At 62.5% G+C, this 12,729-nt stretch carries 9 protein-coding genes and 1 pseudogene; 6 read left to right on the plus strand and 4 right to left on the minus strand.

Annotated elements, in window-relative coordinates; all coding sequences use genetic code 11:
• Positions 1-584: 584 nt before the first annotated feature.
• The 4 genes from Q0S71_RS18985 to Q0S71_RS19000 all read left to right on the plus strand — a co-directional run bounded on the left by Q0S71_RS18985 (position 585) and on the right by Q0S71_RS19000 (position 2,754).
• Positions 585-779 carry a hypothetical protein gene (locus tag Q0S71_RS18985; protein WP_295999372.1) on the plus strand — a complete coding sequence of 65 codons (195 nt, stop codon included), beginning with the start codon at positions 585-587 and terminating at the stop codon, positions 777-779.
• Positions 776-1,405, plus strand: coding sequence for a glutathione S-transferase family protein (locus tag Q0S71_RS18990; RefSeq protein ID WP_295999375.1), 630 nt, complete (start codon positions 776-778; stop codon positions 1,403-1,405). Before Q0S71_RS18985 ends, Q0S71_RS18990 begins: the two co-directional genes overlap by 4 nt.
• Positions 1,406-1,415: 10 nt before the next feature.
• A complete protein-coding gene (locus tag Q0S71_RS18995) occupies positions 1,416-2,225 on the plus strand; it encodes an ABC transporter substrate-binding protein (protein WP_295999378.1) in 810 nt (269 codons plus the stop codon).
• A gap of 157 nt (positions 2,226-2,382) precedes the next feature.
• The gene (locus tag Q0S71_RS19000) at positions 2,383-2,754 is read left to right on the plus strand and encodes a GNAT family N-acetyltransferase (protein ID WP_295999380.1); all 372 of its coding nucleotides are present in this window, start codon (positions 2,383-2,385) and stop codon (positions 2,752-2,754) included.
• On the opposite strand, the gene Q0S71_RS19005 is transcribed toward Q0S71_RS19000, so the two are convergent.
• Positions 2,751-4,145, minus strand: coding sequence for a peptide MFS transporter (locus Q0S71_RS19005; protein ID WP_295999382.1), 1,395 nt, complete (start codon positions 4,143-4,145; stop codon positions 2,751-2,753). The two genes, Q0S71_RS19000 and Q0S71_RS19005, sit on opposite strands and share 4 nt — an antisense overlap.
• Before the next feature lie 361 nt (positions 4,146-4,506).
• Between Q0S71_RS19005 and Q0S71_RS19010 the strand changes: the two are divergent.
• A pseudogene (locus tag Q0S71_RS19010) lies at positions 4,507-4,791 on the plus strand (BPSL0067 family protein); the annotation flags it as partial.
• Entirely contained in the window at positions 4,791-5,255 is a 465-nt protein-coding gene (locus Q0S71_RS19015; RefSeq protein ID WP_367185319.1) for an STY0301 family protein, read from the plus strand. The pseudogene Q0S71_RS19010 and the gene Q0S71_RS19015, both read left to right, overlap by 1 nt.
• Before the next feature lie 169 nt (positions 5,256-5,424).
• Here the strand turns inward: Q0S71_RS19015 and Q0S71_RS19020 are convergent, their stop codons facing one another.
• The 3 genes from Q0S71_RS19020 to Q0S71_RS19030 form a co-directional block, all read right to left on the minus strand.
• Positions 5,425-6,408, minus strand: a complete 984-nt coding sequence (locus tag Q0S71_RS19020) for a hypothetical protein (RefSeq protein ID WP_295999388.1) — start codon at positions 6,406-6,408, stop codon at positions 5,425-5,427.
• A 215-nt stretch (positions 6,409-6,623) separates the two neighbouring features.
• A complete protein-coding gene (locus tag Q0S71_RS19025) occupies positions 6,624-7,529 on the minus strand; it encodes a CheR family methyltransferase (RefSeq protein ID WP_295999390.1) in 906 nt (301 codons plus the stop codon).
• A gap of 11 nt (positions 7,530-7,540) precedes the next feature.
• Entirely contained in the window at positions 7,541-12,439 is a 4,899-nt protein-coding gene (locus Q0S71_RS19030) for a HAMP domain-containing protein (RefSeq protein WP_295999393.1), read from the minus strand.
• Positions 12,440-12,729: the final 290 nt, after the last annotated feature.

Consider the following 12,729-nt stretch of genomic DNA (forward strand, 5'->3'; position numbering starts at 1 on the left):
TCGGGCGGTTGCGGTTGCGGTGGCGCGCGGCCGCTGCGGAACGGTAACACGATTCCGTTGGCGGCGAACGTCATGGGGCCGTCATATTCAACGCTTATGATGCGTCTCGCTGGCACCAGCGCGCTTCAGCTGACACCGGGTCCAAGCTGGCACGGGATTCACGAAGCGCGACTCAGCAGGCTGGCCGATGGCCTTGACATCGGCACCAATTCCCCGGCCGCCGGCGCAGAAAGTCGTCCGACGCCCGCAAATGCCACTCCTTAATCAAGTCCTAAGCCTGGCGCCGGCGATTGCTGGCACAGTAGCACCTGTACCGCGCAATTCCAATTGCGCGCCAGGTTGCCGGACGATTAGACCGGCACAAATTCCCTCCAGGCGGCACCATCGCCGCCGGAAACAGTCATCCCTACGCTCACGAGCGTTTCTGACCAGCCGCCTCGCAAGAAGCGACTGGTTTTTTTTGCCTTTTTTCCGGTGCTTACAGCGCGTAGCCGGGCGGCGCGGCATTGTGGTGGAGCGGCGGTGGGATGCGGTGAGGCCCGGCGAATGTAAAACCAAAGCGATGGCTTGTCAATGAGGCAAGCATGGCGATACGCCACGCCATCGCCGGGGCGGGCGCGAACGGCGCTATGATGATGGTGGCGGCGTTGGCGCTGCGCTGCGACCGCGCCGGCGACGAAAAAACGCAGCAATTTGCGGCCGATGCGTGCAAAATACCAGAGACCGGAACATCCTCCTCGGGCCCGTCGCCCGACTTACCACCAGGAGTTGAAGCATGAAGCTGTACACCACCGCCCGCGCGCCGAACCCGCGCCGGGTTGAAATGTTCATCGCCGAAAAAGGCATAGCCGGCATCGAGTGCGTGCAAATCGACATCGGCGCCGACGAACATAAAAGCGCGGCCTACCGGGCCAAGAATCCGCTGGCGCGCGTGCCGGCGCTGGAACTGGCCGACGGCCGCGTGCTGTGCGAAACGCGCGCCATTTGCAGCTGGCTCGAAGGCGCGCATCCAGAGACTAACCTGATGGGCGAAGGCTACGACGAACGCGCCTTCATCGAAATGGCCGACCGCCGCGTCGAACTGCATCTGCTGCTCGGCATCGCCAACTGCGTGCGCCACACGCATCCCGGCCTGGCCAAGCTGGAACAGCCGCAGTTCGCCGAATTTGGCGCGGTGCAGGGCGAGCGGATGCGCGAAACGGCGCGCTGGCTCGATCAAACGCTGGCCACGCAAGCCTATGTCGCCGGCGCGCGCTTCACCATCGCCGACATCACGGCCTTCTGCGCGCTGGAATTCGGGCGCGGGCTGATGAAGTTCCGGCCCGGCGCCGAAGGCATGCCGCATTTGCAGGCCTGGCGCGACCGCATGGCCGACCGGCCCAGCGCGTCGGCCGGCCTGAAATGAGCTGACCGACATGCCCGGCGACGACTGGAGCGGATGGCGGCGGCGTCGCTTGATGACGGCGCTGGGCGCCGCCGCGCTGGCGTCGAACGGCGTGGCGGCGGCGCAAACCGGCGCGTCCGCCGGTCCGCAACTGGGCACGCGGGAACGCCCGCTGCGCATGGTCGCCCTGGGCATAGAGCCGTTCGGCCAGCTCGATAAAGCGGGCCTCGCCAGCGGCCTCGCGGTGGACCTGGCCGACAGCGTGTCGCGCGAAAGCGGCATCGTCATCACCAGCAGCGTGGCGCCGTATCAGCGCGCGCTGGCGATGATGTCGAGCGGCCTGGCCGACATCATGATTACGATATCCAATTCGCGGCTGGAGCAGGTGGCCACGCCGTTGGCGACGTTCTTCAAAGGCGACGTCGTCGTCGTCGGCCGCGCCGGCACGCGCTTTCACAGCCTGGCCGATTTGCGCGGCAAGATGGTGGGGCAGATACGCGGCGCCGAATATGTGGAGGCGGCCATCGCCGACGCCGGCATCATCAAGCATGAGACGAGCAGCCTGGAACAGACCATGCGCATGCTGCTGGAAGGACGCTACGAAGCGGCCATCGGCTTTCGCGGCGCGATGTTTTACGTGCTGCGCACCATGAACGTGCCGCGTGAAAAACTGGGGGCGACCCTGTTACTGAGCCAGCCCGATGTCTGGCTGTACCTGTCGCGCAAGGTGCAGGAGCCGGCCATCAACGCCGCGTTGATCAAGGCCGCCAACGCGCTGCGCGAGCGGGGCGCGGTCAAGGAACTGCTGGCCCATTATTTTGGCGGGCTGGCGAGCGAATGATAGGCCGGCCCGATTCGACATCATTAAAAATGGAAGCGATAACAATGCAATCAAGCGGTTTTCGGCGGGCGACGGTTGATGACATTCCCGCGATGTCCACGATTCGATTGAGCGTGAGCGAGAATGTGGTTCCGATCCGAGTCGCATTACCCAGAAAATGTATGAAGATTATCTGGACTTGCTGGGGCGCGGCTGGGTGGCGGAAGTGGACGGAACTATCGCGGGATTCTGTTATGCGAACCAGACAGATTCGTCGATCTGGGCGCTGTTCTTGGCGCAAAAATACGAAGGGCAAGGGCTGGCCAAGCAGTTGCTCGACCTGGCCACGGCCTGGCTTTTTGGGCAAGGCCGAGAGCTGGTGCGATTGAGCACCGGCATGGACACGAGGGCCGATCGATTCTATGCCGCGCAGGGTTGGACGCAGGAGCGGGTCGAAGGACGCGACGTTTTTTATCTGCGGGCGAAGCCTCGCGCCACATCGCACGCTGGCAAAATCGTGGCCCCGGCAACCGGCGCCACGCCCATCTAAGCGACCGGCGCCGGATTGCCCGCCGTCGCCAGCGCTCGCTCAAGCCGCCGTCCGAAAACCAGCGCGAGAACGCCCCCCGTCGCCGCAATCGCCGCATGCATGGCCCAGAATTCCAGCGGGCTGAAACGCTCGTACAGGCTGCCTAGCCAGCCGACCATGAAATTGGCAATGAACAGGCTCAGGAACACGGTGCCCATCAGGATGGAGCGCACGCGTGGCGGGGCGGCGCGCGATACCAGCGCGAGCAGGGTGGGCCAGTAATATAGAAAGGCCACGCCCAGCAACACATCGTAGGCGACCGGCACCAGCACCGGCACGCGCTCGGTCGTGGCGCAGCCGATCACCAGCAGCAGGTTGGCGGCGCAGGCGATCCATGCGCCGATGCCGATCTTGGCGACTTCTCCCGGCTCGCCGCTGCCCCGCGCCTGGCGGCGCCACAGGGCCAGCAAAAAGGGGACGGCGATGATGCTGATCAGCGAGTCGATGGAGTTGAACCAGACCACGGGCACATGAAAGCCGAGCAGGTCGAGGTCGACACCGCTCTCGGTCCAGATCAGTGCGATGTTTGAATTCTGATAATAGGCGATCGATTGGAAGATGGTCAGCGCCATCACGGCAAACAGGCTGATGATGATGCGCCATTGCGCGCGGTCGAGCGGCGCCTGCGGCACGTCGGCGGGGTGCGCCGCGACGATGCTATCGGTCAGCTCGCGGTAGCCCATCAGGTAGGTCGCCAGGCCGAGCAGCATCAAGACGCCGGCCATGCCGAAGCCGGCGTGCCATCCGAAAAGTTGTGCCAGCAGGCCGCACACCAGCGGACCGGCCACGGCGCCCACGTTGATGCCGATCGAGAAGATGGAAAATCCGCGCGTGCGTCCCGGCCCGTCGTCCGGCGCATAGAGCGTGCCGACCTGGGTGGAAATGTTACCCTTCAAGAGGCCGCAGCCGACGATCAACAGGGCCAGAGCCAGCAGGAAGGAGGCATCGAAAGCCATCGCGATATGGCCGGCGCTCATCGACAGGGCGCCTATCGTCACCGCCGAGCGGCGGCTGAGCCAGCGGTCCGCGATATAACCGCCCAGCACCGGCGTGAAATAGACCAACGCGGTGTAGATGCCATACATCTGGGAGGCGAGCGCCAGTGTGCTCATCGGCCCGAAGATCGACTCCAGGCCGGCGCGCCATGTGGCGAATCCGGCGATGTGTTCCACGTGGCCGGGCAGGAACAGCGATTCGCTCATGTACAGCACGAGCATGGCGGTCATGCCGTAATAGGAAAACCGCTCCCATGCCTCGGTGAACGCCAGGTAGCCGAGCGCGCGCGGTTCGCCGAAGAATGTGCCTGATCGCGTGACGGGCAGGGGCGGCGCGACGGTGCTGGTCATGTGCATGAAGTGTAGTCTTTATTTATACGGAGGGATGAAAGCGACGTCCAGGATGGGCGGCCGCCGCCATCATACACACTCCGTGGCCGTGTTGTCTTCTAATAATGGCAATGCACGCGAACCGGCGCGCAGCGTGCATTAGCACCCGTTTGATATTCCTCAACGAGTTGAGCGTCCAAAGAAGAAGGTTTGTCCTCGTACAAAAAGCTATTTTTTCGCCTCTGTAAATTAAGAAATTCCCAGTCCCATTCGATGGAGGCTTGAAATGTCTCACGTTTATCCAAAAGCGGCAGCGCTTAAGGGGCAAGCAGTGGTGGGCACCCGTCAATGCGTCGCGCTGGTCCAGGAATAGGCAGGGGCTCCAACGACCCCGCACTGGCGTCAGGGCGAGGCGGTAGTCGGCAATAAAACTTTAAGGGAAGGCACGGCTATCGCCACTTTTGAAAATGGGCGTTACGCCAGCCATAGTCACGGTAATCATGCCGCGCTGTATATCCGCCAGGGTCCTAACGGTATTTTTGTCGCCGACCAGTGGAAACAAGCAGGGAAAACAAAAATTTCTGTACGGTTGCTGATGTCTTTGGGAAAAGAAAAAAATGGGAAGTTCAAACGCCCTAGCAATAATGCAGATGCATTCTTCGTAATCGAATAATGTCCATACGACGCCAGGTCGCAGGCAATTTCCCTCGCCGATTAGCGCTTGGTGCGGCGGTGCTCATGCTCACCGCCCCGGCCATATCGCAAGCCATCCCTCCAGACCTTGAGTGCCCTTCATCTATTCCAGAGAAGTCGGTACATTTTACGGACATGCCGTCTGGCTGGAAAATCTTTGTCGGCGCGCCGCTGTACCTGCATGCGGCAGCGCCTATGAGCACGCCACCCGAAATGCTTGGTGAACTTATACAAGACTCGGAGCGCAGGACCAAGACATCAATAGTGGATACTTACAAAATTGACGGCAACTTCCCTAATGGTAAATGGCTCGCGTGTAAGTATGGTGAGTCGGACCAAATGACTTTGGCGCGTCAATTGCCTGATGCTACCGATGTCTGCATTATCACAACCCGGCAAGGCAAATACGTCGGGCAGAACGACATCAAAATCGACTGCAAATAACGCCGATAAAAACGTTGGGCGGCGGAACTGAAGGAGAGGCAATTCAAGATTGCCGTCCTACCGCGTCAACCAGCTCGATCCTGGGCCGCCCATCGTGGCGCGCGCCTTCCTGCGGCGACTACGGCGGCTAGCCGCGAAGTACCCATATCGTCCACACCGCTTTTCTAAGCTAGTAAAACCTTAATTGCTGTTCTGGATCGATATGTCGCACAACGATATTACCCAGCGGATTATTACCGTATTGTTGTTCTTGCCCGTCAACTGATGGTAACGCCAACATGTAACCCGGCGACATCGACAAAATATTGCACAGCCCAACCATATCGAATATGCCGCAATTCGCATCGCCCGAATCAAAATTCATCTCGATGAATCTTGGTATTCCCGGCTTGCCATTTACAGGCGCTTCTCTATCTATGCTGCCATCCGCAAGGCGGGCTACTGCTCCATGGGGATTTCTGCAAGCTGTAGCCCGTCCCTCGCCTAATGAAATACCCCAATGGCAGGTCTGTTCATCGCCATTTTTATGCACAGAAAAAATGTGACCGCGCGGAATGGTATTCCAATAAGGTCTCGTCATGAGCGCACCCGACCCCAGATGCGACCAAACGGTTGTACTGGTCAGCTTAGACCCCTCCCGCGCCAGCCTGCGTCTCGATACAAACCCCGCAGCGAAAAGCCAGGAAGCGACGGCGTTGTAGCAAGTGGGGGATACCCCGAGTGTGGCATCCGTGCGCTTTCGCTTGGGAGCAGGAACTTGTGCGACGGGATTTTGCATGGCCTGTGCCACTGTTGCGAGGTCGCCCTTTATCGCATTGGGCCGTTTGATAAAGAGACGAATTTCGTTATCGATGAGGGCTAGCGGGCTCCCGAGCAGATCGGCGCAAATGCTTGCCAGCTCCTCCTCGGATACCATATCCATGGCAGCTTGCGGCGCTCGAAAGTAGCACAACGTGCAAAGTAACAGAGCGCGAAGAGCAACGTGCTCAGCTTCGGTCCCCCTGCTGAACGCTCCCTTTCCACTGAGCGACAGGCGCTGTTTTTCGGCCTCGGTCCAATTTCGGGTCAAGAGGGCCACATTGTTCCTCAATCCCTGGTCGATAGTGCCGATATGGGCCAAGGCATTTGGAAATCGCGTTTCATTGTTGGCCATCAATTACTCCGGTTGGTGGGAATAGGCCAATCGCGCGAGCATGCGCCGGCTGGCGCTCAGTTTGCATCATCCTCCACGGGAAATACAGCTGGAATTTGCTTTTTAAGCAAAATTTTAACAAGCAGATGTCCCAGGGGACTGGTGGGCCGCCAACTGAGGCAATCGCCGCATGCATGGCCGATAATTTCAGCTGGCTGAAAAGCGCGCCGTGCCCGTTAGCCGGTGCGCTTGTACCAGGGCTGGCCGGGCAGCAGCGGCTGATAGTGCGCGGCCAGGCCGTCGTTGGCGTCGAGCGGACGGTCTAGTCCCAGCACGCCGAACGGGGCCAGGCTGGCTTGGAACAGCTGGCGCACACGCTGGCGCAGCAGCGGTCCGAAATCTTGCAGGGCGCGGCGGCACACGATCAGCTGGAATTCGTTGAACGAGGCGTCCGTCACGAGATTGTATTGCGCCCATGTGATGCGGTCGCGCAGCTGCGGCAGCGGCATCGGGCCGGTGCGCTGGCCGTCCGCCGCGTCGTCCGCCGGGCCGGCCTGAAAATAATCGGCCAGCGTGCCGCTGCCGCCGCCGCGCGCATAGGCCAGTTGCGCCGCCGCCAGGCGTTCCGGCGGCAGCGACGCCTGCTGCGCCTCGGCCAGCAGTTCGTCGCTGGCCACGGTCGCATAAATTTCGGTGCGCGCTAGCAGGCCCTGTTCGTGCAGCAGGATCGCCAGCGTCCACGCCTGTTCCGCGCCGGCGCAATCGGCCAGCCACACGCGCGGCAGCGCCGACGCGTGCAGGGCGGGGCCGAGCAGGGCGCGCAGCTGCATCGATTCCTGGGCGTCGTCGAACAGGGTCGCCGCCGGCACGTGCAGCGCCCGCAGCAGGGCGCCGGCGGCGCCGTCGTCATGCAGCACGCTGTCCTGCAAGGACGAGAGGGTGCGCAGGCCGCGCCGCGCCATCGCGCCGCGCAGCTTGCGTTTCAGCGCGCTGCGCTCATGGCCGCGAAAGTCGAAGCCGAAGCGCTGCAGCAGCGCTTCGAGCAGCAGTTCGAGTTCCAGTTCCTCGACTTCCGGCCGGGCCGTCGCGCTGTCCGCCGCCGCCATCGGCCGCGTTGAAAAACCGGCGGCCTGGGTTTCCATCCGGGCCGCCATCAGTGCAGCCAGACCCGCATCAGCGACAGCAGCTGCGCCACGTCGACCGGCTTGGTGATGTAGTCGGAGGCGCCGGCGGCGATGCATTTATCGCGGTCGCCCTTCATCGCCTTGGCCGTCAGCGTGATGATGGGCAGCGACTTGAACTTGGGGATGCGCCGGATCGCGCGCATGGTGTCGTAGCCGTCCATCTCCGGCATCATGATGTCCATCAGGACGATCTCAATGGTCGGATCGCGCTCGAGCACCTCGATGCCGTCGCGGCCGTTTTCGGCGAACGAGACCTGCATCTGCTGGCGTTCGAGCAGCGACGACAGCGCGAAGATGTTGCGCAGGTCGTCGTCGACGATCAGCACCTTGCGGCCGGCCAGTCCGCCGTCGGCGGCGTGGATTTCTTCGAGCATGCGCCGTTGCAGCTCCGGCAGGCTGGCCTGCGAGCGGTGCAGGAACAGCGCCGTCTCGTCGAGCAGCCGCTCCGGCGAGCGCGCATCCTTGATGACGATGGTCTTGGCGTAGCGCTTCAGTTTCGTCACTTCCTTGCGATTGAGTTCCTTGGCGGTGTTGATGACGATGGGCAGATAGCGCAGCGAGCTGTCCTTGCCGATGATGTCGAGCAGGTCGAAGCCGCTGATGTCGGGCAGCGTCAGGTCCAGCACCATGCAGTCGAAATGGGTTTCGCGCAGCGCCGACAGGGCCGCCTCGCCGGTGGCGACGGCGACGATGCGCAGGTCGGCGTCGCCGATCAGGGCCACGATGGCGTCGCGCTGGGTCGCTTCGTCGTCCACCACCAGCAGGCTGCGTTTGCCGCCGAGGAGGAATTTCTGGATGCGGCTGAATTCCTCCTGCAGCACGTCGCGGCTCACCGGCTTGCTGATGTAGGAGATAGCGCCCTGGCGCAGCGCGCGTTCGCGCTCGCGCAAACTGGACATCACGTGGACCGGAATGTGGCGCGTGCTCGGATCGCGTTTCAGGCGGTCCAGCACCGTGAAGCCGTCGATGTCGGGCAGGTCGAGGTCGAGCAGGATGGCCGACGGCAGGTAGTCGCGCGCCAGGCTCAGGGCGGAGTCGCCACGTTGCGTGAGGATGCCCTTGAAATCGCGTTCGCGCGCGAAGTCGAGCACGATCTTGCCGAAGCGTTCGTCGTCCTCGATGATGAGCACCGACGGATCGCCCTGCGCCACCAGGCCGCGGTCGTCCAGCGTGCCGTATTCGGCCTGCTCGGTCTCGGCCTGCGGCGCCGCCTGCGTCACGCCGGCGCTTTCATAGACGGCATGGTGCGGCGCCGAGTAGACCACCTGGGTCGGCTGCGACGGCAGGCGCGCCTGCGGCTGGCGTCCCAGGTCGTAGTTGACGAAGCCGGCGCGGTTGTATGGCAGGAACAGGATGAAGGTGGAGCCGCTGCCGACCACACTTTCGACGCGGATCTCGCCGCCCAGCAAACGCGCCAGCTCGCGCGAGATCGACAGACCGAGGCCGGTGCCGCCGTACTTGCGGGCGGTCGAACCGTCGGCCTGCTGGAAGGCCTCGAAGATCAGTTGCAGCTTGTCGGACGCGATGCCGACGCCGGTGTCGCTGACGGCGAAGGACAGCACCGCGTCGGCGTGCGGCAGGTTGGGGTGGTCGGCGTTGAAGCCACTGGACACGAGGCTGATGGCCAGCGAGACCTGGCCGTGGTTGGTGAACTTGAAGGCGTTCGACAGCAGGTTTTTCAGCACCTGCTGCAAGCGCGTGGTGTCGGTCATCATCGCCGTCGGCAGCGTGTCGGACAGGTCGACCGAGAAGCCGAGGTGCTTGGCCTCGGCCATGTGGCGGAAGGTGCGGTCGACGTAGTTGCGCAGATTCTGGAAGCGGTATTCGGAGACGTCCAGCGTGACGGTGCCCGATTCGATCTTCGACAGGTCGAGAATATCGTTAATCAGCGTCAGCAGGTCGGAGCCGGAGCCGTGGATGGTCTTGGCGAATTCCACCTGCTTGCCCGACAGGTTGCCCTCCGGGTTGTCGCTCAGTTGCTGCGCCAGGATCAGCAGCGAATTCAGGGGCGTGCGCAGCTCGTGCGACATATTGGCCAGGAATTCGGATTTGTATTTGGACGACAGCGCCAGCTGGGTGGCTTTTTCCTCCAGCGCCAGCTTGGCCTGTTCCACTTCGCGGTTCTTGCGTTCGACCTCGATGTTTTGCTCGGACAGCAGGCGCGCTTTTTCGGCCAGCTCCAGGTTGGTCTGTTGCAGTTCCTGCGCCAGCGACTGCGATTGCGTCAGCAGCGACTCGGTGCGGCTGTTCGCCTCGATGGTGTTGAGGACCACGCCGATCGATTCCATCAACTGGTCGAGGAAGGAGAGGTGGGTTTCGGTGAAGCGGTCCAGCGACGCGATCTCGATCACCGCCTTGACCTGCTGCTCGAACAAAATCGGCAGCACCACGATGTTGGTCGGCGGCGCCGCGCCCAGGCCGGACGAGACGACGATGTAATCGCGCGGCACGTCGGTCAGCCAGATGCGGACCTTCTCCAGCGCGCACTGGCCGACCAGGCCTTCGCCCGGCAGGAAGGAGGTCGGCAGCTTGCGGCTGGAGCGGTAGCCGTAGCTGGCGATCATGCGCAGGCGCGCGTCGGACTCCTGCGAGTCCATCATATAGAACACGCCGTGGTGGGCCGACACCAGCGGCGCCAGCTCGGACAGGATCAGCTTCGTCACCGCCTGCAAATCGCGCTGGCCCTGCAACAGCCGGGTGAAGCGCGCCAAGTTCGTTTTCAGCCAATCCTGCTGCGCGTTTTTCAGCGTCGTGTCCTTCAGGTTGCGGATCATTTCGTTGATGTTGTCCTTCAGGTAGGACACCTCGCCGCGCGCCTCGACCTGGATCGAGCGCGACAAGTCGCCGCGCGTCACCGCCGTCGCCACCTCCGCGATCGCCCGCACCTGGTTGGTCAGATTCGCCGCCAGCTGGTTGACGTTCTCGGTCAAATCCTTCCACGTGCCGGCCACGCCGGACACATTGGCCTGGCCACCCAGCTTACCCTCAGTGCCGACCTCGCGCGCCACCCGCGTCACTTCCGACGCGAACGAGGACAGCTGGTCGACCATCACGTTGATGGTGTCCTTCAGTTCCAGAATCTCGCCCTTCACGTCGACCGTGATTTTTTTGGACAGGTCGCCGCGCGCCACGGCGGTGGTCACGGCCGCGATGTTACGCACCTGGCCCGTCAGGTTCGAGGCCATGAAGTTGACGTTGTCGGTCAAGTCCTTCCAGGTGCCGCCCACGCCCGGCACATAAGCCTGTCCGCCCAATTTGCCTTCGGTGCCGACCTCGCGCGCCACCCGCGTCACCTCGGACGCGAAGGAGGACAACTGGTCCACCATCACGTTGATGGTGTTTTTCAGTTCGAGAATCTCGCCCTTCACGTCGACCGTGATTTTTTTCGACAGGTCGCCGTTGGCCACGGCGGTGGTCACGTCGGCGATGTTGCGCACCTGGCCAGTCAAGTTGCCCGCCATCGAGTTCACGCCGTCGGTCAAGTCCTTCCAGGTGCCGGCCACGCCGGGCACGTTGGCCTGTCCGCCCAGCTTACCCTCGGTGCCGACCTCGCGCGCCACCCGCGTCACCTCGGAGGCGAAGGAGTTCAGCTGGTCGACCATCACGTTGATGGTGTTTTTGAGCTCTAAAATTTCGCCCTTCACGTCGACCGTGATCTTCTTCGACAAGTCGCCGTTCGCCACGGCGGTGGTCACGTCGGCGATGTTGCGCACCTGGCCCGTCAAGTTGCCGGCCATCGAGTTGACCGAGTCGGTCAAGTCCTTCCACGTGCCGGCCACACCCTTCACCTGCGCCTGGCCACCGAGCTTGCCCTCGGTGCCGACCTCGCGCGCCACCCGCGTCACTTCCGACGCAAACGAGGATAATTGATCGACCATCACGTTGATGGTGTTTTTCAGTTCCAGGATTTCGCCTTTCACGTCGACCGTGATCTTCTTCGACAAGTCGCCGTTGGCCACCGCCGTCGTCACCGCCGCGATATTACGCACCTGGCCCGTCAGGTTGGACGCCATGAAGTTCACGTTGTCGGTCAAGTCCTTCCAGGTGCCGCCCACGCCCGGCACATAGGCCTGTCCGCCCAATTTACCTTCGGTGCCGACCTCGCGCGCCACCCGCGTCACCTCGGAGGCGAAGGAGCGCAGCTGGTCCACCATGACGTTGATGGTGTCCTTCAGCTGCAGAATCTCGCCGCGCACGTCGACCGTGATCTTCTTCGACAAGTCGCCGTTGGCCACGGCGGTGGTCACCTCGGCGATGTTACGCACCTGCGACGTCAGGTTGCCCGCCATCGAGTTGACCGAGTCGGTCAAGTCCTTCCACGTGCCGGCCACGCCCTTCACCTGGGCCTGTCCGCCCAGCTTGCCCTCGGTGCCGACCTCGCGCGCCACCCGCGTGACCTCGGACGAGAACGACGACAGCTGTTCGACCATGGTGTTGGCGGTGGTGGCGGCGCGCAGGTACTGGCCCTTGAGCGGGTGGCCGTCGACTTCCAGCGCCATGGTCTGCGACAGATCGCCTTTGGCGACGGCACCGATGACGCGCGCCATTTCCGTCGTCGGCCGCACCAGGTCGTCGATCAGCGTGTTGACGGAGCTGATGATGGTGGCCCAGCCGCCCACCATATTGGGCACCGAGGCGCGCTGCGTCAAACGGCCTTCGCGGCCTACCACGCGGCTTACTTCCGTCACCACCTTGACCATTTTTTCCTTGGTCTCGATGATGTCGTTGAGGGTGTCGGCGATCTTGCCGGACATGCCGGTCCAGTCGGACGGCATGCGGGCCGAAAAATCGCCTTTTTTCAGCGCCATCAGGGTCGCCAGCAGCAGTTTGATGTCCAGTTGTTCTGCCATGTCGGTCATGTTGTTCATCGACGAAGTCCTTGTTGGTCTATATGGAATGCGGGTAGATGGTGTTGGGACGACGCGCGGGCACACGCGCTGCCGGCGATCGTCAGCGTCGCCATGACGTTTTCAAACAATACGCCGCCCTATCCGCTAGTCAAGCGGAGAAATATCTCATCATATTTCGACGCCTGTCACCACCGCCGATATTTTAATCGGATGCGGCGGTCAGGCAAGCGCGGAGCGCGGGCTTGGCGTGAAAAAGTTTATCGTAGGATTTATTTCTGGAGCGCACGATTGATGGGGCGGCCGGCGGC

This window comes from Rugamonas sp., assembly GCF_025354735.1.
Classification (GTDB): domain Bacteria; phylum Pseudomonadota; class Gammaproteobacteria; order Burkholderiales; family Burkholderiaceae_D; genus Rugamonas.

Coding starts and splice junctions, on each gene's coding strand:
- Q0S71_RS18985 (WP_295999372.1), top strand. CDS start 585: ATGGCGATACGCCACGCCATCGCCGGGGCGGGCGCGAACGGCGCTATG.
- Q0S71_RS18990 (WP_295999375.1), top strand. CDS start 776: ATGAAGCTGTACACCACCGCCCGCGCGCCGAACCCGCGCCGGGTTGAA.
- Q0S71_RS18995 (WP_295999378.1), top strand. CDS start 1,416: ATGCCCGGCGACGACTGGAGCGGATGGCGGCGGCGTCGCTTGATGACG.
- Q0S71_RS19000 (WP_295999380.1), top strand. CDS start 2,383: ATGTATGAAGATTATCTGGACTTGCTGGGGCGCGGCTGGGTGGCGGAA.
- Q0S71_RS19005 (WP_295999382.1), bottom strand. CDS start 4,145: ATGCACATGACCAGCACCGTCGCGCCGCCCCTGCCCGTCACGCGATCA.
- Q0S71_RS19015 (WP_367185319.1), top strand. CDS start 4,791: ATGTCCATACGACGCCAGGTCGCAGGCAATTTCCCTCGCCGATTAGCG.
- Q0S71_RS19020 (WP_295999388.1), bottom strand. CDS start 6,408: ATGGCCAACAATGAAACGCGATTTCCAAATGCCTTGGCCCATATCGGC.
- Q0S71_RS19025 (WP_295999390.1), bottom strand. CDS start 7,529: ATGGAAACCCAGGCCGCCGGTTTTTCAACGCGGCCGATGGCGGCGGCG.
- Q0S71_RS19030 (WP_295999393.1), bottom strand. CDS start 12,439: ATGAACAACATGACCGACATGGCAGAACAACTGGACATCAAACTGCTG.